This is a genomic window from Acidovorax facilis (assembly GCF_050626955.1).
GTDB classification, from domain to species: domain Bacteria; phylum Pseudomonadota; class Gammaproteobacteria; order Burkholderiales; family Burkholderiaceae_C; genus Acidovorax; species Acidovorax facilis.
In genome coordinates this window covers 5,225,412-5,244,437 of record NZ_CP192460.1, presented here as the reverse complement: position 1 = coordinate 5,244,437, position 19,026 = coordinate 5,225,412, and the positions used below count along the sequence as shown (strand labels likewise).

Here is a 19,026-nt window from a genome sequence, read left to right as displayed (position 1 = left end):
CAAGAGCGCTGGGTGCGCCCGCTCATTCCATACCGATCATTGGTAGTTACCCTCAGGGCTGACCCTTAGGGGCCGCGCGTGCCGCCCAGCGACGGGAACTCGGCCGCCGCATCGCCGCTGCGCCCTTGCCGCAAAGCCGCCAGCCGCCGCGTCATGCTTTCAATCTCGATGGTCTGCCCGGCAATGATTTCCTCCGCCAGTTGCCGCGTGGCCGGGTCGCGGCCATGCTGCAACACCAGCCGCGCCATCTCGACGGCGCCGGCGTGGTGCGGAATCATCATCGCCAGGAAGTCGATGTCGGCATGGCCCACGTGGCCTGTGCCGTGCATGTCTTGCATCATCCGCGTCATCGATTCGTCCATCTCGCGCTGGAAGGCGCTGGCTCCCCCGCCGTTCATGCGGTCTGCCCCTTCGCACCCACGCGCACGTAAACCAGGTTGATGCTCTTCTTGTTGCGCAACGCGCCTGAAGGCAGGGCCAGGTTGCCCAGAGGGATCTGCGCGATGAAGGCAGGCCGCAGCGGGTCGCTGACGTCGAAGGCGCTGCACACCGTCTGGCCGGCGTTGGGCGTGCCAGGCAGCTCGTCCTGCTCGTGCGCCACGTACAGCAGTGTGTTTTCGGGGTTGGTCCACAGCCCATGCGACTCGCGCCCGTGGCTGAAGAAGGTACCCACCACCTTGCGCTGGCCGCCGGGGGCGCTGCGGTCGATGATGGCGATGGGGCTGGACGCCACGCCGCCGGGCCCGCCGTCGTCGATGCGCGCCAGGCTGGCATAGACCACGCTGCCGCGCGCATTGCTGACGAACTCGACGTGGTTGGGCCGCGCGCCCATGCCCAGCGGCACGCTGTCGATCAGGTCGAAGCCGCCCTGCGTCGAGCGGCACGACAGCGCATCGGCCAGCTTGTGCGAGAACCACACCTCGGCGCCGTCAGGCGTGGTCTTCATGAAGGGCGTGAAGCCGGGCTTGTCCTGTGCGCTGATGTCCAGGGTTGTCACGCGCTGCGGCCGGCTGTGGCCGTCGGCGCCCGGGTTGACGCGGAACACGTCGATCTGCGACACCTTCTGGCTGGCCACGAAGGCGAGTGTTCCCTCGCGGTTGAACCACACTTGCGCCGGGCCGTTGATCGTCGGCAGGAACTGGCGGATGGCGGTTGAACCCGGGCTGTCGGCGCCTTTCAACTGACGCACCGCCTGGTCAACGCCGAGGATGGCGATACGGTCTTCGCCGCGCAGCGTGACCCACAGTTCACGGCCATTGCGCGTGAAGGTGGGCTCGTGCGGTTCGCGGCCCAGCAGCAGGCCGCTGCTCAACCGTTCGGGGTTGGTGCTGGGGCCGGCGGCCGGGTTCGGCGTGTTGCCGATGACGCGGCGCTGTTCGGTATCGATGAGATAGATGTTGCTCGAGCCACGCCCACTGGTGGCCAGCAGCCGGCCGTCGGGCGACGGCACCGCGCCGTGGGCGTCGATGCAGCCGTGGTACAGCGGCTTGTGGATCATCGCCGCGTGCGTGGGCGCCACGCCGGCGGTGACGTAGCGGAACGGCGGCCGCGGGTCTTCGTCGAAGCTGGTCAGGTTGATCGTGCTCTCGACGGTGTTGGTCTTGGGATCGATGACGACGAGCGTGTTGGAGTCTTCGTTGGTGATGAAGACGCGGTCGCGCGGGTCGATGCCGGGGCCAGGCGCGGTCGTGCTGGTGCTTGTGCTGGCGGCCGGTGCCTGGGCTTGTGCTGCGGGCAGCGCGCTGGCTGCCGCGGCGGCCAGTGAGAATTTGAGGATGTCGCGGCGTTGGGTGGTCATGGGTGCTTTCGTAGTCGGGATGGGGTGATCGGTGGTGTCGCGGGCTAGGCTGTCGGCATCGACCGAAGATGTCTGTGCGCTGGGCAGTCGTACGAACAGTCGGGCACGGCAGCCCAGCGCTTGGTTCACATCAAGAGCGCGGCGCGGGCCGTTTCATTCCCTGGCGCCTGCCGACAGCGCGTCGCGCTGACGCCGCCCTGCCTTCAGCGCGGGGCGCCCAGTTGCCGATAGACCTCGGCCGACACCTGCGCCAGCACGCTGCGGTCGGCGTCTGATGAGAGCGCGTAGCCGAAAGGCCCGTCGACCCAGTAGAAGACATTGACCGTGCCTTCCCGCGCGAAGCGGAAGGCGGTGTCGGTGTTCTTCGCCCCTGGCTTGGTGGCTGCGCCCGGGCCTGCTGCGCTGCCCACGTCGGCGACATCGTTGGATACGTAGAGCGTCAGCTTGCTGCCGAGCTCGTTGCGGTACATGAACTGCGCAACCGGCCCCTGGCCACCCGGCAACAGGCGCCCGCCTTCCAGCGTGTAACCCTGGGCCTGCAGGTGCGGCGGCTTCATCGGCGCGCCCATGCGCTTGGACAGCCATGCCACGAGCTGGTCTTCGTGCGCCGCGTCCACCTCGACCGGGCGGCGCGTGTCGGGGCTGTACACCGCGTGGGCCACCGCCGCGCGCTGCGCGAAGCCGCCCGCTGATACCAGCGTCAGGCCGCGCTCGGCCGGTGCCGCGGCGGCCATGCGGCCGGCATCGTCGCCCCCCGCGGGCAGGCCGCCCCGCAAGCCCCAGCCAGTCGCGCCGCTGATGACGGCGATGGCGATCCCAGCGGCCAGACGCTGGAGGTACCAAGGCGTCTGCGGCACGGCGCGCGGGCGCGCCGATTTCAGCAGGCGCTGCGGCGGCTGTTCATCCAGCACGGGATCGAACAAGGCGTGCAGTTCGCGCTTCTGCGCCCGGTAGGCCTCCAGGCGCTGCGCGTCTTCAGGGCGTGCGGCCAGATAAGCGGCGATCTCGACCTGGCGCTCAGCGGGCAGGCGGCCATCGACGAAGGCATGCAGGTCGGCCTCGGTGACCGGGGGAATGGACGGTGGCGGACGGTCGGTATTCATGGGGTGCTTTCCAATGCATTCATTTGACGACCTTCAGCCGCGCCGGTTCGGCGCGGCCTTCCCTGCCTTCCATCAGGCTGCGCAGGCGCTCACGGCCACGCGACAGGCGCGACATCACGGTGCCGATGGGGATGCCCAGGGCCTGCGCCACATCGGCATAGGCCATGTCTTCCAGCGCCACCAGCAGGAGCACTTGCTTCTGCTCGGCGGGCATCAGGTCCAGCGCGGCCTGCAGATCCATCACCGCCAGGCGGTCACCTTGCGTCGGCGCCACCGGCACTTCAGGCGTGTCGTCGTCCATGGTCACGGTATGAAGCCTGGGCCGGCGCACGCCATCGACGTGCAGGTTGTGCATGATGCTGAAGAGCCAAGCGCGCATGTCAGCCACCTCGCCCCACAGGCTCGACTTGGCCCAGGCCCGCTCCAGCGTGTCCTGCACCAGGTCGTCGGCGTCGTCACGGTTGTTCACCAGCGCGCGCGAATAGCGGCGCAGGCGCGGTACCCAGCTCAGCAGGCTTGCGTCGTCTTGCATCGGTGGGTCGTGGCCTGTGGGACTGGGTGTGGGTCGCCAATGGATGTCATTCCTCGATGATGTGCCAGACGTCCTTGAAGTTGTCACCGCCACGGTCGCCGGGCTTCTGGTCGGCCTGGTAGGTGTAGACCGGCTTGCCCTTGTAGGCCCACTGACGCGCGCCGTCGTCGCGCGTGACGATGGTGTGCGCACCAGCGGGCTGGTCGGTTGCGCCGGCCATGGCTGGCGGCCACAGCGCGGCGCAGCCGCCGTTGCAGGTGCTCTTGCCGCTGCCGGCCACGTCCTTGTCGAAGGTGTAGAGCGTCATGCCCTTGGCGTCGACCAGCGCGCCGTTGACGAGCTTGGCCGGGGCGTCTGCGGCCATGGCGCTGGAGAGCGGCGCGGCGAAGGAAGCCGCGGCGATCGACAGCGCGGCCAGGTTGAGAAGGTGCTTCATGGTGATGACCGGTGAGTTGAGGGTCGTGGGGCCGCGCTGCGTGCCGATCAGTAGGCCGCAGCCACCGCCAGCTTGGGGTCGATCTGCCAGGTTTCGCTGACGATCTTGCCTTCACGGAAGGTCAGCACGTAGCGCACCTTGATGGGCATCTTGCCTTCGAAGACGACGTTGGCCGAGACGGTGGCGCCCTTGGGGTTGGCCGACTCTTCGATCGAGCCGATGTTCAGTTTCAGCGGGCCGACGGCCTTGCCGAACTTCTCCCAGGTGCCGCGGATGGCATCCGTGGTGGCGTAGGTGCCGTCGAGCGGGCCACCGACCCAGTTCAGCTGCGCCTGATCGGCATAGGCACGCATCACGATCTGGGTGTCGCCCGAGGCGATGGCCTGGAAGTGCGTGCGGGCGTCGTCGCTGGGGGCGGCGAAGACGCTTCCGGCGGCGAGCGTCAGGGCGGTGGCGGCGAAAGCGAAAGTCTTGAACATGGTGGGCTCCGATGCAGGTTGGGTGAGTGCTGGATGAAGGGTCCGAGAGGTCCCGACACTAGGGCAGACGGCGCCGGCACGTGGTTTATTCCAGAGCACGCAAAGAGTTTTTCTGTCACGCCATCGACAAGGCACCGACTGCTGCGTGCCGGAATGTTGGGCGGACGGGGGAATACGGCGCGGTGCGCACGCGTTTCACCCCTGGGCAAGCATTGGCGGCCTAAGCCTTGACCGGCTTGCGCTAACCCCGGGACGCCCGCGGGTACTGTCAACAGGCCCCACAGGTCGCAACAGCTGGAAGCTGCTGGTCGCAAGGGTGAAATCCGTCTGCTGCCTGCTTTGCTACGGGTTCTGTATGGGGACAAAGGGGTAGATGTGGCGCAGGCCATTGGAGGATCAGTGCACCTGCTCACTCCTACCACTGCCAGAGCAGAGGCCTGGCTTTGCGCTTGGAAGGGCAGAGAGGGTTGGGGCGGCCAGCGACGGGGTGCAGGCAAGCCTGCGGCGCCTGGCAGGATCAAGGACACCACTCAGTCCAATCAGTGAGTTGTCAACAATGCATGGCCCCCTGGGAGTTCTCGAGGGAGCTCAAAGAAGCTCGCTGACTGCGGTGCCGAACACGGTGTCAACGATGTCGAACTTGATGTCCAAGAAGCCCGAAATACGCACAGACCGGTGTTTGCCAATTGGGGCATGCTCCAATGGTGCGCGTGCGCCAGTGCTGGCACAGTGAATGCCCATGGTGGTCGAGCCTCAATCCCTGCAAAGCCTGAGCGCAGAAGAGCTGCGTGAGCTGACCACGCGCCTCATGACGCAACTGCGCCACCAGAGCGCACTGCTGGACAAACTCACCCACGAGAACGCGCTCTTGAAGCGCATGAAGTTCGCGGCTCAATCCGAACGCTTCAATCCCGAGCAGAAGAGCCTGCTCGAAGACGAGATCGAGGCCGACCTGGCGGCAGTGGCCACCGAGATCGATGCGCTACAAGAAGCGCAGGCGCCCGCCAAGGTTGAAGAGAAGAAGGTTCCCAAGCGTGCGCCGCTGCCAGCCAACCTCCCGCGGCGCGAGATCCGCCATGAGCCCGAATCCACCATGTGCCAGTGCGGCTGCCAGATGAAGCGCGTCGGCGAGGACGTGGCCGAGAAGTTGGACTACGTGCCCGGTGTGTTCACGGTGGATCGCCACATCCGGGGCAAGTGGGCCTGCGCGAAGTGCGAGATCATTCACCAGGTACCCGTCGATCCGCACATCATCGACAAAGGCATCCCCACCACCGGGCTGCTGGCGCAGGTGCTGGTGGCCAAGTACGCCGACCACCTGCCGCTATACCGCCAGGAAGCGATCTTTGGTCGCGCTGGTCTCGCCATCCCGCGCTCCACACTCGCTCAATGGGTGGGCTCGTGTGGCGTGCAATTGCAGCCGCTGGTGGATGCCATGAGAAATGAACTGCTGCAGCACCGCGTGCTGCATGCCGACGAGACGCCGGTGTCTATGCTCAAACCGGGCAATGGCAAGACGCACCGCGCCTATCTCTGGGCCTACGCCACAGGCGCCTTCGAGAACACCAAGGTGGTCGTCTACGACTTCTGTGAATCACGCTCGGGCGAACATGCCCGGCGCTTCCTGGGCGACTGGAGAGGCAGCCTCACCTGTGACGACTTCAGCGGCTACAAGGCCTTGATCGCCAGTGGCGTGACCGAGGTAGGTTGCCTGGCGCACGCGCGGCGCAAGTTCTTCGACTTGCACGCGGCGAACCAGAGCCAGATCGCCGAGTTCGCGCTGCAGCAGTTCGCGCGGGTCTACGAGATTGAGCGCGAGGTCAAGGAGCTCAGCGCAGATCAGCGCCGGGCCATCCGGCAACAACAAACGAAGCCGCTGCTCGATGCCTTGAACCAGTGGATGGTGCTGCAACGCCAGAAGGTGCCCGAGGGTTCGGCAAGCGCCAAGGCGCTGGACTACAGCCTGCGGCGCTGGGAGGCCTTGACCCGGTTCGCGGGCGACGGGCAACTGCCCTTGGACAACAACTGGATCGAGAACCAGATCCGGCCGATTGCCATTGGCCGCAACAACTGGCTCTTCGCGGGCAGCCTGCGCGCGGGCCAGCGGGCAGCAGCGGTCATGAGCCTGATTCAGTCCGCGCGCATGAACGGGCATGACCCTTACGCGTACCTGCGCGATGTGATGGCACGCCTGCCCATGCAGCGCGCCAGTCAGATCGGCGAGCTGCTGCCGAACAATTGGCAGCGCAATTTGGTGGCAATTTAGGCCTCCAAACGAACGTGCATCTCGTCCGATGCTCACTCTATCCGAGCCATGCCGACGCTTCACTGCTTTGCTTCAAATGCCAGGTGATACGTGACCTCGCCTTGCGGGGTATCAGAGTTCAACAACACGGCTTGGAAGTACTCGGCAGGAACGCCGGGGAGCACCAGGCCTGCAACGGGCACAAAACCAAATCGGCCGTAGTAGTTGGGGTCTCCCAGCACAACGCATCCCTTCGCCGATCTCGCATGGAGCTTCTGCATTGCCGCCTCCATGAGTTGTGTGCCAATCCCTTGGCCCTGATGCGCGGGGAGCACAGAGATGGGTCCTAGCCCAAACCATGAGTCAGCTCCGTTGCTGATCTGAACGGGTGAAATTGCCACGTGCCCGATGATCTGCTCGTTGGCTTCGGCCACGAGCGATACCGTGAGTGCGTTGGCCAACCTCAATTCACGGACGATGAACTGTTCAGTGTGGTCCGTGTGGGGTGCAAGCTTGAATGCTTCGATGGTGACAAGCTCGATTGCGGGTTCATCGCGTGGTTCTTCAGAACGAATGATTGTGAGCATGGCGATGGATGATGTGGTTGTCATTGCTTGTGGTCGAGTCCTAAAGTCTAGACTCCGCGACCGCAAGCAGCCCCACGTCAAGATGGGATGACCAGCCCCTTACGCGTGAGGGAGCTCCCACGCTCGAGGTCGGCTCTGCAGCGCTTCCGATCAGTGGCCGGACACGGGTGAGTTCACACTGACAACCACGAAGAGGTCATTGGGCGACAACTACCAGACCACGCCGAGCGCACTTGCCACGGACCACGTCTATGGGCCAAGCCTTTCTAACTCTTTCCTCGAGCTCCCGAAGAAGGAATCAAAGAAGTAGTTTCCCGGACAACCAGAAAAAGGAACTCAAAACGGCACACCGGCAGCAAATTTTGAGCGCTGGGTCTGAAACACGGTGTACACATCCCGAGGCGGAAGAGCTCTCGTGGAACTAACGGTATCAGCAAACAGCGCGTAGTACGGCATGAACTTAGCCTTGTCGCTGCCCCACTTGTTGGCCCAGGTTGCAGCTGGCAAGCGAGAGAGGACCTCGTTGAACAAGAAGTTGTTCGTGGTCTTTACGGCTCCGGTCGCGATCGCTATAGCGCTTTGCAACGCTGGGTAGGTCAGGAGAAGTGGTTTCTCCAGACTGGGCTTGTGCTGCTGCAGACCCAGATAGATCGCGTTCTTGACACCTAGCTTTCCGAAGCGATGAACCGCGCAATGCCGAAGCTGGCAAACAGCAGCATAGTCTTTGAAGGTAGTCAGCAAATCCGGAGGCAAGGTTCCCTTCACTCCAACAAAATCTCGAATCGCATCTGTGAGGCTCTTCTCGCTGACGAAGGTGACCCGTTCGAGCAAAGCCTCGGGCATCATCGCCTTGTCCAAGTGCATTGCAGCTCCAAATGCGACAGCCTGATCCTCGGTGCAGAATTGGCATTCGGCATCCAGCGTTATCAAGCGTCGAAGTACGGTCCGGAAGTAGCTCTCCACAGCCGCGACGACGCCAAGCAGAATCAGCTGAGCTTGCAGTGGGTCGAAGGCTGTAGGCGGCGGCGTCAGCCTGTTGATGGACGCCAACCTCGTCAAGTACTGATCAATTGCGGACTGATTCGGTTCAACGTGTGCCACGTCAAACAAGGACGCAGTCACCAGTGTGGGATTGACCGGCGACCTGCACACAGACAATTTCGATCGAAACGTTGCCATGATCAGGACAAGAATTCTTCGATTACACGCTCGACCTTCCGGATGATTTCGCCAGCACGCACCGGCCCAACGTAGCTGGCTCGCTGTAAATCACCCGAGGCGTTCTGTGACGCATAAACATCCCCGACGGTACGCAGCTGAGTGTCCTCCCGCAAGCGCCTTACCATTGCCTGACTTATCTCGGGAATCTTTTCGAGAGGCAGCTTCATGCATTCTTCAAACATCGACGCTGCCACCAATTCCTCGCCGCACTGATGACAGTACTTCTGCGACTCGTTGATACGCTCGGTGCCGCAGTTCTGACAAGGTGGCAAATCAAGCTTCATTCGTGTTAGCCCATCTTGGGGCAGCAACGTAGACAGCTCGCGACGTACAGGGTGTTTGCTGGAAGGCGACTGCATACAGGCGGTTAGACCCGTCGACCAAGCTGAGCGGCCGAACGCCCCCCTTCTCCAAAGAAAGGCTAAGTGTGGGATATACCGGTCGTACTTCCTGTCAGGACCGTGAGAAACCGGCTGCAGTGGATAGAGCAGACCAACCTCCACCAAAAAGCGCAGCATCCGTTCTGCCAAGGGCGAGCGATTCTTCTCCTGCTGAAGTCCAAGGACGATGTTCCGCACACGAGTATCGGTTGCTTGCGCTGCAGCGACGTCCTGTACAGCCTTATCGAACAGCTCACCACCCGCCTGCACGATCGAAGTAAACTGCTTGAGTTTGATGCGCATTGAGTCAAACTCAGCGCGCATCAACTCCGTTTGGGCTTCGACGATACCGTTGACTTGCTGTTGCGCAGAACGGGGCTTGGAAGTCAGCAACTCTCGCAACAAGCGTAGGTACGTTCTTGGCACGCCAAAGGACAGGTACTTCAGCAACTCAAGGATGTCGGGATTTATCCCGGCAACCTGCGCTGTCAGCAGTCGTCGGGCAGCAATGTCGCCCATAATCTGCGAATACTCTGCGTCCTCAACTGAGAGCCAGAGGTGAACCTCTTCAGCCTCATGGGACGCGTGGAACGTAGGTCCGTACTGTGTTGAGCCCGGATAGACGGATGCCTTGGGCGCAATGAGCTCGGTCTTCAGCTGTCGAAAGATTTCGAAGAACGCAACGAGGTACTCATCTGCCAAGCTGAGCGCTGCATCGTCCAGCAGTAGAACAGCACGCGTTCGTCCAGAGACTTCAAGCAACTTCCCTACAGCCTTGAGCACATGATCAACCGTCAGCCGTTGGCCTAGAGACTCATAGAGCTCTTCGCCTGTTCCTCGTTCTAGGCGAGCAACTAATTGAGAGAGGTCTTCGTGCTTGAACAGCGGATCAGCCGCCAGTAGCTTTGCTTCGTCTTCCCCTGCATCCCTGAGCCAGTCGAACGCACTAACTAGTAGTTTCGCAAGAACCCATGAGTGAAATCGCTGCCTGGCGTCAGGAGACTTCTTGAGCAAGGGCTCGAGATTTAGGTAGCGATTGAACGTGGCGTAGAGGGCAAGCGGCTTATCCACTTGGTTCATTGCCTGGGCGTACGCATAGCGCATGATGTGCGTCTTGCCAGTACCGCGCGGTCCGACCAAAAGCTTTGCGCCTCGTCCAAGCAACTTCGCGCGCGCTCGTCGAAACACCTCACCGTCGGCCAGAGACGCGTCGATTAGGGCAAGGCTTAGTTGATCTGCCCGCTCTTCAAACTCGGGCACCTGTGTCGATGAAATCATGGCGCCGGTCATTTACATTCCTCCAGGGATACTGGAAAGGTTAGGAGGTCAGCCATACTGAGGTGCTTGGCACCAACACCGGAACTTCTTGAAGCAAGCCATGCACGTCCGGACTCGCTAGACAGCTGCGCCAGGGTTTGCCTCGCGAGGTTGCGCGGCATTCTGATCCTATAGATGCAGTCGGTTAGCAATGCACCTCCACTGCGGACACCAAGGACCTTGGTTTCTAGATTTCGCCCAACTCTGGCGACAAGCAAGTCACCCGGACTGGCCCACGCTCGTCGCTCACCGTCATTTGGCTCGTTCTGCGGCAGTGCAATCCATCGCCCTGTCATAGATGGCAGCATGTCGGTCGTGTGGAAAACTTCGATGCCTGCCTTACGAGAAGCCGACGCTTCCATGGAGCCTCGCTGAATGCTCTGCACGAGGTCGCCAAGAGGGCGTACGCTGTTCTGGTCTACGGACCAAGTCACGACCGCAGCGGTCGCGTGAAAGTCGTAGTCCATGCGATAGGTTGCGCGCTCGACATCCACCAATGCAATCCGGGGCAGTAGCCGCCCATTCACAAGCTTTCGTAATGGCACCTGATCCGAACCACCATAGCCCTTGCGTATGACGACGATATGCGCAAGGGCATCCGTGTGCATGAATGAGTTCGTGGGTAGTCGTACAACCACGTCAACTCGATACCTTCGAAGGAGCTCACGCCGGAATATTCGGTACTTCGCACCAGAGATTAGACTGTCCGGCAGGATGATCCCAAGTGTTGAGCCCTGCCCAAGCAGCCTTAGTGCTTGAGAAAGAAAGAGTAACGCCGAGTCTGCGTCAGCGAGGACCGGCATACACCCGCTGAAGCCAGACTCTTCAAGAATTTCGTCAAAGCCGGATTTCCATATGGGCGTCGTGAAGGGAGGGTTGCAGACAACTGCATCTGCCTTGCCAAACTCTTCGCGCACCATACCTGCCAGGCTCGGCTCAAGTGCGTCAGCACGCAGGTGCAGGTGAGACCCGATTTCCTCGCGGGCTAGCAGTTTGCTGAGGTGTCGATCGGAAGCCGGATCAACGTCAATGGTGAGCAGATGGAGATTCGACCAGCGCCGCGCCGCAGCAACAGTCAGCGAACCGCCGCCGACACCCAAGTCGATTAGCCCCGCGGGTTGTCGCAAGTTCATCAGGTCCACCAGCGTTTGACCGATCACCGGCTTGGTGTAGTAACGTCCAAACTTGGACCTTGAGCACTCCGTCATCCGTTTAGCTTAGCTGAAAATCCGGCGACATTCGCAGAAGCTATTCCGTGTGCACATACTGGAGCGAATCCTTCCTTCACGATCACTCCGACTGTCGGCCTCCGGCCCCTTTCCCATTGTTAAGGAAGCCCCTCCCTCCTTCGGCCGACTCAATTTTGCGCAGCCGGTGGCAGACGCCCCACTCGCTCGGATGGCGAATGACAGGTTCTGGCATCAGCTGCCGTTCAATTTCCAAATCTGATCGTCATCAACCAGCCTAAACCTGCCCAATGGTCGCATGGAACCAATCGATCAAACTGATAGGCTACGAATGGCTACAGCAAGGCTATGGTTGGGCTACAAACAAAAACGCCCACTAAGAAGTGGGCGTTTACTGTTAGCGAGAACCGCTATTTAATTGGTTGCGCGAGAAGGATTTGAACCTCCGACCTTTGGGTTATGAGCCCAACGAGCTACCAGACTGCTCCATCGCGCGGTAAGAAATAAATTATACCCTATTATTCAGCTGCTGCCGAATTATTTTCGGGTTCAGCAGCACGGTCGACCAATTCGACCAGCGCCATGGGAGCGTTATCGCCCACACGGAAGCCCATCTTCAGAATACGGGTGTAGCCACCGGGACGCACCTTGAAACGAGGGCCCAGGTCATTGAAGAGCTTGGTCACGCTATCACGGTCGCGCAAGCGGTTGAATGCCAGACGGCGGTTTGCTACGGAGTCTTCCTTGGCCAGTGTGATCATGGGCTCGATCACGCGGCGCAGTTCCTTGGCCTTGGGAACGGTGGTCTTGATGACTTCGTGCTCGATGAGCGAATTCATCATGTTCTGCAGCATCGCGAGGCGGTGCGAGCTGGTACGGTTGAGTTTGCGGAGGCCGTGTCCGTGGCGCATGGTGCTTTCCTTTGAGTAATTAAATCAGGCAGCCGTATCAGGTACTGCCCGAGGCACTGTTCCCGGCGGGGAACCAAAAATTATAACTTAACGCTTGTCCAAGCCAGCTGGTGGCCAGTTTTCCAGTTTCATGCCCAGCGTGAGACCACGCGATGCGAGCACTTCCTTGATCTCGTTGAGCGACTTGCGGCCCAGGTTAGGCGTCTTGAGCAGCTCGTTCTCGGTGCGCTGGATCAGGTCACCGATGTAGTAGATGTTCTCGGCCTTCAGGCAGTTGGCGGAACGCACGGTCAGTTCCAGTTCGTCCACAGGGCGCAGCAGGATTGGATCGAACGTGGCATTGCCGCGCGGGCCTGCCGGTGCGTCGAACGCAGCCAGTTCGCCACCTTCGAGCTGTGCGAACACCGCCAGCTGTTCCACCAGGATCTTGGCCGAGGCGCGCACAGCGTCTTCAGCGGTGATGGCACCGTTGGTTTCGATCTCGACCACCAGCTTGTCCAGGTCGGTACGCTGCTCCACGCGGGCGCTTTCCACGGTGTAGCTCACGCGCTTGACGGGCGAGAACGAAGCATCCAGCACGATGCGGCCGATCGACTTGGTCGATTCGTCGGCATAACGGCGCAGGCTGCCAGGCACGTAACCACGGCCCTTTTCCACCTTGATCTGCATGTCCAGCTTGCCGCCTGCCGACAGGTTCGCAATCACGTGATCGGGGTTGACGATCTCGACGTCATGGGGCGTCTGGATGTCGCGCGCGGTGACCACGCCTTCGCCATCCTTGCGCAGGCTCAGCGTGACTTCGTCGCGATTGTGCAGCTTGAACACCACGCCCTTGAGGTTCAAGAGGATGTTGACCACATCTTCCTGAACGCCATCGATGGACGAGTACTCGTGCAGAACGCCTGCAATGGTGACTTCCGTCGCTGCGTAACCCACCATGGACGAGAGCAGGACGCGCCGGATGGCGTTGCCCAGCGTGTGGCCGTACCCACGCTCGAACGGCTCCAGTGCGACCTTGGCACGATTGTGGCCAAGCTGCTCGACATTGATCGCCTTGGGTTTCAGCAAATTGGTTTGCATTCAGACTTCCTCTCAATACCCCCAGCTCGTTACACCGGTAAGGCTGGTGAAGCGCCTAAACCGCGATGCCTCGCGGTTCAGGGACGGTTTTCTCGAAATATGTACCGAGCGATTAGCGCGAATACAACTCAACGATCAGGGATTCGTTGATGTCGGCGCCAAACTCATCACGGTCAGGCACCTTCTTGAAGATGCCTTCAGCCTTGTCGGCATTCACTTCCACCCAGGCAGGCATACCCACTTGTGCGGCCAGTTGCAGGGCTTCCACAACGCGGTTTTGCTTCTTCGACTTTTCGCGCACAGCCACAACGTCACCCGTCTTCACGAGGTAGGAAGCAATGTTCACGGACTTGCCGTTCACGGTAATCGCCTTGTGCGACACCAGCTGACGGGCTTCAGCGCGGGTCGAACCGAAACCCATGCGGTACACGACGTTGTCGAGGCGGGATTCCAGCAGGAACAGCAGGTTGGCGCCGGTATTGCCCTTCTTGCCTTCAGCGGCTTCGAAGTAACGGCGGAATTGCTTTTCCAGCACGCCGTACATGCGCTTGACCTTCTGCTTTTCGCGCAGTTGCAGACCGTAGTCAGAGGTACGGGCACCCGAGGTGCGGCCGTGTTGACCAGGCTTGGAGTCGAACTTGGACTTGTCGGCGATCGAGCGACGGGCGCTCTTCAGGAACAGGTCCGTGCCTTCACGGCGGGAGAGTTTGGCCTTGGGGCCGAGGTAACGTGCCACTTGAGCTTCCTTTGTGTCATCTGCCGCAAACCATTGCGGGAGCCGCCTGAGGCGCTTGCGCGTTCACAGGCGGCGGTGGGCTTAGAGAGATTAGATACGACGACGCTTCTGAGGGCGGCAGCCGTTGTGCGGCACTGGCGTCACGTCAGAAATCGACGTGATGCGGATGCCCAGGGCACCCAGTGCGCGGACCGAAGATTCACGGCCAGGACCGGGACCCTTGATTTCAACGTCAAGGTTCTTGATACCTTGATCGATGGCAGCGCGGCCGGCCACTTCCGAAGCCACTTGGGCTGCGAATGGGGTGGACTTGCGCGAACCCTTGAAACCTTGTCCACCGGACGATGCCCACGACAAGGCATTGCCTTGGCGATCGGTGATCGTGATGATGGTGTTGTTGAACGAGGCGTGCACGTGTGCAATACCGTCCGAAACGTTCTTCCGGACCTTCTTGCGAACGCGCTGAGCTGCGTTATTGGCAGGAGACTTAGCCATGATGATCTTTCAATCTTTATTTCTTCAGTGCAGCTGCACCCTTGCGCGGACCCTTGCGAGTGCGAGCATTGGTACGGGTGCGCTGACCACGCATTGGCAGACCGCGGCGATGGCGGAAGCCACGATAGCAGCCGATGTCCATCAAACGCTTGATGTTCATCGTGGTTTCGCGGCGCAGGTCACCCTCAATGGTGAACTGCTCGATTTGCTCGCGAATTTTTTCCAGATCGCCGTCCGTCAGATCTTTGATCTTCTTGGAGTAAGCGATACCAGTTGCTTCGCAAATCTTGCGAGCGCGGGTGCGACCAATGCCAAAAATGGCGGTCAAACCGATTTCCGCGTGCTTGTGCGGCGGAATGTTAATGCCAGCGATACGTGCCATATGCGTCCTCTAATACTTTCCAATCAACCTTGGCGCTGCTTGTGACGCAGATCCGTGCAGATCACGCGCACCACACCCTTGCGGCGGATGATCTTGCAGTTGCGGCAGATTTTTTTGACCGAAGCCGAAACTCTCATTGCATTCTCCTAAAACTTTTCCATCCGTCCCGGCTGCTTCGCACGGAACACAATTTGTGCCCGCGAAAAATCGTGGGGCGCCAACTCAACCGATATTCAGTTCCTTGCAGGCAGTGTCGCAAGTGCAGCACTGCCTTCCTCATCATCAACCGCCTGCGTTGCCCTTGAAATTGGCTTTCTTGAGCAGCGACTCATACTGTTGCGACATCATGTAGTTCTGAACCTGGGCCATGAAGTCCATGGTCACCACCACAATGATCAACAGCGAGGTTCCACCAAAATAGAACGGAACGTTGTACTTCAAGATCAGGAACTCTGGCAGCAAGCACACGAAGGTGATGTACACAGCGCCTGCCAATGTCAGGCGCACCAGAATCTTGTCGATATAACGGGCCGTCTGTTCACCTGGGCGAATGCCTGGAATGAACGCACCGCTCTTCTTCAGGTTGTCTGCAGTTTCACGGCTGTTGAATACCAGAGCCGTGTAGAAAAAGCAGAAGAAGATGATGGCTGCAGCATAGAACATCACGTAGATAGGCTGACCAGGAGTCAACGCACCCGAGATATCCTTCAACCAGCGCATCGATTCACCTGCACTGAACCAGTTCACCACCGTTGCCGGCAGCAGAATGATCGACGAGGCAAAGATCGGAGGAATCACGCCTGCCATGTTCAGCTTCAGGGGCAGGTGAGACGATTGACCACCATAAACCTTGTTGCCTACTTGCCGACGAGCGTAATTCACCAGTATCTTGCGCTGACCCCGCTCGACAAACACCACGAAGTAAGTCACCAGACCAACGACGAGGACGATGAAGATAGCGGCCAGAATGCTCATGGCACCCGTACGAACCAACTCCAGAAGGCCACCGATCGAACTAGGCAAACCAGCGGCAATGCCCGCAAAGATCAGGATCGAGATCCCGTTCCCCAAGCCACGCTCTGTGATCTGCTCACCCAGCCACATCAGGAACATCGTGCCAGCCGTCAAGCTGACCACAGCGGTCATGCGGAACCCGAAACCGGGGCTCAGGACCAAACCAGCAGAGCTTTCCAGCGCTACGGCAATTCCCAGCGACTGGAACAGGGCCAAGCCCAACGTGCCATAGCGGGTGTACTGAGTGATCTTCCTGCGACCGGCTTCGCCTTCCTTTTTCAACTGCTCGAACGTGGGAACCACATAGGTCATCAGCTGCATGATGATCGACGCCGAAATGTACGGCATGATCCCCAGAGCGAAAACCGTGAAGCGCGACAGCGCACCACCGGAGAACATGTTGAACAGATTCAGGATGCCGCCTTGCTGGCCACTGAAGAGCTGCTGGAGTTGGGCTGGATCGATGCCTGGCACAGGGATATGAGCCCCAATGCGGTACACGACCAGCGCAAGCAACAGAAAAACCAGACGACGACGGAGGTCGCCGAATTTCCCGGTCTTTGCAATTTGAGCCGCGCTAGTAGCCACAGATGCCTTCCTTCAGAGCCACACTCAGGCGACGCTGCCGCCAGCAGCTTCAATCGCTGCTTTGGCACCAGCCGTAGCACCCACGCCATTGAGCTTGACAGCCTTGGTCAGGGAACCGCTCTTGATGACCTTCACCACCTTGGCCAATTCGCCAACCAAGCCTGCTTGCTTCAGAGCGAGGACATCCACTTCGGCCAGGCCGAGTTGATCCAATGCCGTCAGCGTCACTTCTGCGTTGAACTTGAGCAAGTGCGACTTGAAACCACGCTTGGGCAAGCGGCGTTGCAAAGGCATTTGACCGCCTTCAAAACCAACCTTGTGGTAGCCACCGGCACGAGACTTCTGACCCTTGTGACCACGGCCAGCGGTCTTGCCCAGGCCGGAGCCGATACCACGGCCTACGCGGCGCTTGGCATGCTTGGCGCCGTCTGCGGGCTTGATGCTATTGAGTTCCATGATCTATCTCTCAGAGGACTTTGACCAGATAGCTGATCTTGTTAATCATGCCGCGCACTTCGGGCGAATCCTGCAGTTCGCTCACGCTGTTGAGCTTGCGCAGACCCAGGCCACGAACGGTGGCGCGGTGCGATTCCTTGGTGCCAATCGGGCTGCGCACCAGTTGAATCTTGACGGTTTGTTGCGTTGTCATTTTCAAGCTCCGGTTCAGGCGAAGATGTCTTCGACTGTCTTGCCGCGCTTGGCCGCCACATTCGACGGGGTGGTCGAATTGACGAGCGCGTCAAACGTTGCACGGACCATGTTGTAGGGATTGGACGAACCATGGCTCTTGGCCACGATGTCAGTCACACCCAACACTTCAAAAACTGCACGCATAGGGCCGCCAGCGATGATGCCGGTACCCTTTGGAGCAGGTGCCATCATCACAACAGCAGCGCCATGGTGGCCGGTCACATTGTGGTGGATGGTGCCGTTCTTCAACGAGACCTTGACCATGTTGCGACGAGCTTCTTCCATAGCCTTTTGCACGGCAGCTGGCACTTCTTTTGACTTGCCCTTGCCCATGCCCACGCGGCCATCACCGTCGCCAACCACCGTCAGTGCGGCGAAACCGAGAATACGGCCACCCTTCACGACTTTGGTCACGCGGTTGACCGCGATCATTTTTTCGCGCAGACCGTCGTCTTGACCTTCGTTCTGCACTTTGGGTTGAAATTTAGCCATTTTGTATTCCGCTCCGCTTAGAACTGCAGGCCAGCTTCACGGGCTGCGTCGGCCAAAGCCTTGACGCGACCGTGGTAGGCAAAGCCTGCGCGATCAAATGCAACCTTCTCGACACCTGCAGCCTTCGCTTTTTCAGCGATACGCTTGCCGATGATCTGGGCTGCTGCGGCATTGCCACCCTTGCCCGAACCGCCGAGCGACTTGCGCACGTCGGCTTCCGCCGTGGATGCACTTGCCAGCACCTTGCTGCCGTCGCCGGAGATCACACTGGCGTAGATATGGAGGTTCGTACGGTTCACCGTGAGACGTGCCACGCCTTGCTGTGCAATGCGGATGCGGGTCTGGCGCGAACGACGAAGACGCTGCTCTTTCTTGGTCAACATGTTGCAGCTCCTTATTTCTTCTTGGTCTCTTTGATCGTGATCTTTTCGTCCGCGTAGCGGATACCCTTGCCCTTGTAGGGCTCAGGTGGACGAACAGCACGAATCTCAGCAGCGATCTGACCGACACGCTGACGATCAGCACCCTTGATCACCACTTCCGTGGGCGTCGGGGTGGCAACCGTGATGCCTGCGGGCATTTCGATATTGACCGGATGCGAATAGCCAACAGCCAGATTCAGCTTAGAGCCTGAGGCAGCGGCTTTGTAGCCCACGCCTACCAGGCTCAGCTTCTTTTCAAAGCCTTTGCTGACACCGACCACCATGTTGTTGACCAACTGGCGAATCGTGCCGCTCATGGCATTGGCTTCGCGGGATTCGTTAGCAGGCTCAAAGCTGAGCTTGCCGTCATTGCTGGACACTTTCACCAGCGCGTTTTGCGCCAGCGACAGAGCGCCACCAGTACCCTTGACAGAGATCTGGTCATCTTTCACGGACACATCCACGCCTGCGGGGATGGTCACGGGCATTTTTCCTACTCGGGACATTTCAGTTTCTCCTCAATGCCGCGGGTTAGGCCACGTAGCAGAGCACTTCGCCACCGACACCGGTAGCACGCGCCTTGCGATCAGTCATCACGCCCTTGGGCGTCGTGACAATTGCCACACCCAGACCGTTCATGACTTGTGGAATGGAATCACGGCCTTTGTAGACACGCAGGCCAGGGCGACTGACACGCTCAATGCGCTCAATCACGGGGCGACCTGCGTAGTACTTCAGGGCAATTTCGAGTTCCGACTTGCCGGCTTCGGTTTTCACCTGGAAGCCGTCGATATAACCTTCGTCCTTCAGCACCTGGGCGATGGCAATCTTCACTTTGGAAGAAGGCACCAGAACCGTGGCCTTGGCGACCATCTGTGCATTACGGATGCGGGTCAGCAAGTCAGCGATGGGATCACTCATGCTCATGTTT

At 60.0% G+C, this 19,026-nt stretch carries 24 protein-coding genes and 1 tRNA gene; 1 reads left to right on the top strand and 24 read right to left on the bottom strand.

Features of this window, described 5'->3' with window-relative positions; all coding sequences use genetic code 11:
- Positions 1-65 precede the first annotated feature (65 nt).
- The 6 genes from ACQ4MJ_RS24105 to ACQ4MJ_RS24080 all read right to left on the bottom strand — a co-directional run bounded on the left by ACQ4MJ_RS24105 (position 66) and on the right by ACQ4MJ_RS24080 (position 4,348).
- Positions 66-398: a DUF305 domain-containing protein gene (locus tag ACQ4MJ_RS24105; protein ID WP_056058985.1), complete on the bottom strand. Its 333-nt coding sequence runs from the start codon at positions 396-398 to the stop codon at positions 66-68.
- Entirely contained in the window at positions 395-1,798 is a 1,404-nt protein-coding gene (locus ACQ4MJ_RS24100; RefSeq protein WP_056059015.1) for a YncE family protein, read from the bottom strand. The genes ACQ4MJ_RS24105 and ACQ4MJ_RS24100 overlap by 4 nt, the downstream gene beginning before the upstream one ends.
- 203 nt (positions 1,799-2,001) lie before the next feature.
- Entirely contained in the window at positions 2,002-2,901 is a 900-nt protein-coding gene (locus ACQ4MJ_RS24095; RefSeq protein ID WP_056058988.1) for an anti-sigma factor family protein, read from the bottom strand.
- Positions 2,902-2,920: 19 nt separating this feature from the next.
- Positions 2,921-3,433 (bottom strand): RNA polymerase sigma factor, encoded by a 513-nt coding sequence (locus tag ACQ4MJ_RS24090; RefSeq protein ID WP_056058991.1) that lies wholly within the window; start codon positions 3,431-3,433, stop codon positions 2,921-2,923.
- Between the two features lie 46 nt (positions 3,434-3,479).
- Positions 3,480-3,869 carry a COG4315 family predicted lipoprotein gene (locus tag ACQ4MJ_RS24085; protein WP_056058993.1) on the bottom strand — a complete coding sequence of 130 codons (390 nt, stop codon included), beginning with the start codon at positions 3,867-3,869 and terminating at the stop codon, positions 3,480-3,482.
- A 47-nt stretch (positions 3,870-3,916) separates the two neighbouring features.
- Entirely contained in the window at positions 3,917-4,348 is a 432-nt protein-coding gene (locus ACQ4MJ_RS24080; protein ID WP_056058996.1) for a nuclear transport factor 2 family protein, read from the bottom strand.
- A 742-nt stretch (positions 4,349-5,090) separates the two neighbouring features.
- Between ACQ4MJ_RS24080 and tnpC the strand changes: the two genes are divergently transcribed.
- Positions 5,091-6,614, top strand: coding sequence for an IS66 family transposase (gene tnpC, locus ACQ4MJ_RS24075; RefSeq protein WP_369816944.1), 1,524 nt, complete (start codon positions 5,091-5,093; stop codon positions 6,612-6,614).
- Between the two features lie 59 nt (positions 6,615-6,673).
- Here tnpC and ACQ4MJ_RS24070 read toward each other — a convergent pair whose 3' ends face one another.
- From ACQ4MJ_RS24070 to rpsH, 18 genes are all read right to left on the bottom strand, one after another.
- The gene (locus ACQ4MJ_RS24070; protein ID WP_056059000.1) at positions 6,674-7,180 is read right to left on the bottom strand and encodes a GNAT family N-acetyltransferase; all 507 of its coding nucleotides are present in this window, start codon (positions 7,178-7,180) and stop codon (positions 6,674-6,676) included.
- A gap of 336 nt (positions 7,181-7,516) precedes the next feature.
- Positions 7,517-8,230: a hypothetical protein gene (locus ACQ4MJ_RS24065; protein ID WP_431173684.1), complete on the bottom strand. Its 714-nt coding sequence runs from the start codon at positions 8,228-8,230 to the stop codon at positions 7,517-7,519.
- A gap of 131 nt (positions 8,231-8,361) precedes the next feature.
- On the bottom strand, positions 8,362-10,071 hold the full coding sequence (locus ACQ4MJ_RS24060) for a zinc ribbon domain-containing protein (RefSeq protein WP_431150997.1): 1,710 nt from the start codon (positions 10,069-10,071) through the stop codon (positions 8,362-8,364).
- A complete protein-coding gene (locus ACQ4MJ_RS24055) occupies positions 10,068-11,306 on the bottom strand; it encodes an N-6 DNA methylase (protein WP_431173683.1) in 1,239 nt (412 codons plus the stop codon). Before ACQ4MJ_RS24055 ends, ACQ4MJ_RS24060 begins: the two co-directional genes overlap by 4 nt.
- Positions 11,307-11,704: 398 nt before the next feature.
- Positions 11,705-11,781: transfer RNA gene (locus tag ACQ4MJ_RS24050), tRNA-Met, on the bottom strand.
- A 22-nt stretch (positions 11,782-11,803) separates the two neighbouring features.
- The gene (rplQ, locus tag ACQ4MJ_RS24045) at positions 11,804-12,196 is read right to left on the bottom strand and encodes a 50S ribosomal protein L17 (RefSeq protein ID WP_431150999.1); all 393 of its coding nucleotides are present in this window, start codon (positions 12,194-12,196) and stop codon (positions 11,804-11,806) included.
- Between the two features lie 87 nt (positions 12,197-12,283).
- The gene (locus ACQ4MJ_RS24040; protein WP_008906514.1) at positions 12,284-13,276 is read right to left on the bottom strand and encodes a DNA-directed RNA polymerase subunit alpha; all 993 of its coding nucleotides are present in this window, start codon (positions 13,274-13,276) and stop codon (positions 12,284-12,286) included.
- Positions 13,277-13,388: 112 nt separating this feature from the next.
- Complete coding sequence (gene rpsD / locus ACQ4MJ_RS24035; RefSeq protein WP_055395681.1) at positions 13,389-14,012, bottom strand: 30S ribosomal protein S4; 624 nt, start codon at positions 14,010-14,012, stop codon at positions 13,389-13,391.
- Between the two features lie 90 nt (positions 14,013-14,102).
- Positions 14,103-14,507 carry a 30S ribosomal protein S11 gene (gene rpsK, locus ACQ4MJ_RS24030; protein WP_005793662.1) on the bottom strand — a complete coding sequence of 135 codons (405 nt, stop codon included), beginning with the start codon at positions 14,505-14,507 and terminating at the stop codon, positions 14,103-14,105.
- 16 nt (positions 14,508-14,523) lie between these two features.
- Complete coding sequence (gene rpsM, locus ACQ4MJ_RS24025; RefSeq protein ID WP_008906516.1) at positions 14,524-14,889, bottom strand: 30S ribosomal protein S13; 366 nt, start codon at positions 14,887-14,889, stop codon at positions 14,524-14,526.
- A 23-nt stretch (positions 14,890-14,912) separates the two neighbouring features.
- On the bottom strand, positions 14,913-15,026 hold the full coding sequence (gene rpmJ / locus ACQ4MJ_RS24020; protein WP_005793651.1) for a 50S ribosomal protein L36: 114 nt from the start codon (positions 15,024-15,026) through the stop codon (positions 14,913-14,915).
- A 145-nt stretch (positions 15,027-15,171) separates the two neighbouring features.
- Positions 15,172-16,491: a preprotein translocase subunit SecY gene (secY, locus tag ACQ4MJ_RS24015; RefSeq protein WP_055395679.1), complete on the bottom strand. Its 1,320-nt coding sequence runs from the start codon at positions 16,489-16,491 to the stop codon at positions 15,172-15,174.
- A 24-nt stretch (positions 16,492-16,515) separates the two neighbouring features.
- On the bottom strand, positions 16,516-16,947 hold the full coding sequence (rplO, locus tag ACQ4MJ_RS24010; RefSeq protein ID WP_055395677.1) for a 50S ribosomal protein L15: 432 nt from the start codon (positions 16,945-16,947) through the stop codon (positions 16,516-16,518).
- A 10-nt stretch (positions 16,948-16,957) separates the two neighbouring features.
- Positions 16,958-17,140 (bottom strand): 50S ribosomal protein L30, encoded by a 183-nt coding sequence (rpmD, locus tag ACQ4MJ_RS24005; RefSeq protein WP_007861725.1) that lies wholly within the window; start codon positions 17,138-17,140, stop codon positions 16,958-16,960.
- A gap of 14 nt (positions 17,141-17,154) precedes the next feature.
- Positions 17,155-17,673 (bottom strand): 30S ribosomal protein S5, encoded by a 519-nt coding sequence (rpsE, locus tag ACQ4MJ_RS24000; RefSeq protein ID WP_008906520.1) that lies wholly within the window; start codon positions 17,671-17,673, stop codon positions 17,155-17,157.
- Between the two features lie 17 nt (positions 17,674-17,690).
- Positions 17,691-18,056: a 50S ribosomal protein L18 gene (gene rplR, locus ACQ4MJ_RS23995; RefSeq protein ID WP_005793639.1), complete on the bottom strand. Its 366-nt coding sequence runs from the start codon at positions 18,054-18,056 to the stop codon at positions 17,691-17,693.
- An 11-nt stretch (positions 18,057-18,067) separates the two neighbouring features.
- Positions 18,068-18,601 carry a 50S ribosomal protein L6 gene (rplF, locus tag ACQ4MJ_RS23990; protein ID WP_055395675.1) on the bottom strand — a complete coding sequence of 178 codons (534 nt, stop codon included), beginning with the start codon at positions 18,599-18,601 and terminating at the stop codon, positions 18,068-18,070.
- 25 nt (positions 18,602-18,626) lie between these two features.
- A complete protein-coding gene (gene rpsH, locus ACQ4MJ_RS23985; protein WP_008906523.1) occupies positions 18,627-19,022 on the bottom strand; it encodes a 30S ribosomal protein S8 in 396 nt (131 codons plus the stop codon).
- Positions 19,023-19,026 lie beyond the last annotated feature (4 nt).

Coding starts and splice junctions, on each gene's coding strand:
- ACQ4MJ_RS24105 (WP_056058985.1), bottom strand. CDS start 398: ATGAACGGCGGGGGAGCCAGCGCCTTCCAGCGCGAGATGGACGAATCG.
- ACQ4MJ_RS24100 (WP_056059015.1), bottom strand. CDS start 1,798: ATGACCACCCAACGCCGCGACATCCTCAAATTCTCACTGGCCGCCGCG.
- ACQ4MJ_RS24095 (WP_056058988.1), bottom strand. CDS start 2,901: ATGAATACCGACCGTCCGCCACCGTCCATTCCCCCGGTCACCGAGGCC.
- ACQ4MJ_RS24090 (WP_056058991.1), bottom strand. CDS start 3,433: ATGCAAGACGACGCAAGCCTGCTGAGCTGGGTACCGCGCCTGCGCCGC.
- ACQ4MJ_RS24085 (WP_056058993.1), bottom strand. CDS start 3,869: ATGAAGCACCTTCTCAACCTGGCCGCGCTGTCGATCGCCGCGGCTTCC.
- ACQ4MJ_RS24080 (WP_056058996.1), bottom strand. CDS start 4,348: ATGTTCAAGACTTTCGCTTTCGCCGCCACCGCCCTGACGCTCGCCGCC.
- ACQ4MJ_RS24070 (WP_056059000.1), bottom strand. CDS start 7,180: ATGCTCACAATCATTCGTTCTGAAGAACCACGCGATGAACCCGCAATC.
- ACQ4MJ_RS24060 (WP_431150997.1), bottom strand. CDS start 10,071: ATGACCGGCGCCATGATTTCATCGACACAGGTGCCCGAGTTTGAAGAG.
- ACQ4MJ_RS24055 (WP_431173683.1), bottom strand. CDS start 11,306: ATGACGGAGTGCTCAAGGTCCAAGTTTGGACGTTACTACACCAAGCCG.
- rplQ (WP_431150999.1), bottom strand. CDS start 12,196: ATGCGCCACGGACACGGCCTCCGCAAACTCAACCGTACCAGCTCGCAC.
- ACQ4MJ_RS24040 (WP_008906514.1), bottom strand. CDS start 13,276: ATGCAAACCAATTTGCTGAAACCCAAGGCGATCAATGTCGAGCAGCTT.
- rpsK (WP_005793662.1), bottom strand. CDS start 14,507: ATGGCTAAGTCTCCTGCCAATAACGCAGCTCAGCGCGTTCGCAAGAAG.
- rpsM (WP_008906516.1), bottom strand. CDS start 14,889: ATGGCACGTATCGCTGGCATTAACATTCCGCCGCACAAGCACGCGGAA.
- rpmJ (WP_005793651.1), bottom strand. CDS start 15,026: ATGAGAGTTTCGGCTTCGGTCAAAAAAATCTGCCGCAACTGCAAGATC.
- rplO (WP_055395677.1), bottom strand. CDS start 16,947: ATGGAACTCAATAGCATCAAGCCCGCAGACGGCGCCAAGCATGCCAAG.
- rpmD (WP_007861725.1), bottom strand. CDS start 17,140: ATGACAACGCAACAAACCGTCAAGATTCAACTGGTGCGCAGCCCGATT.
- rpsE (WP_008906520.1), bottom strand. CDS start 17,673: ATGGCTAAATTTCAACCCAAAGTGCAGAACGAAGGTCAAGACGACGGT.
- rplR (WP_005793639.1), bottom strand. CDS start 18,056: ATGTTGACCAAGAAAGAGCAGCGTCTTCGTCGTTCGCGCCAGACCCGC.
- rplF (WP_055395675.1), bottom strand. CDS start 18,601: ATGTCCCGAGTAGGAAAAATGCCCGTGACCATCCCCGCAGGCGTGGAT.
- rpsH (WP_008906523.1), bottom strand. CDS start 19,022: ATGAGCATGAGTGATCCCATCGCTGACTTGCTGACCCGCATCCGTAAT.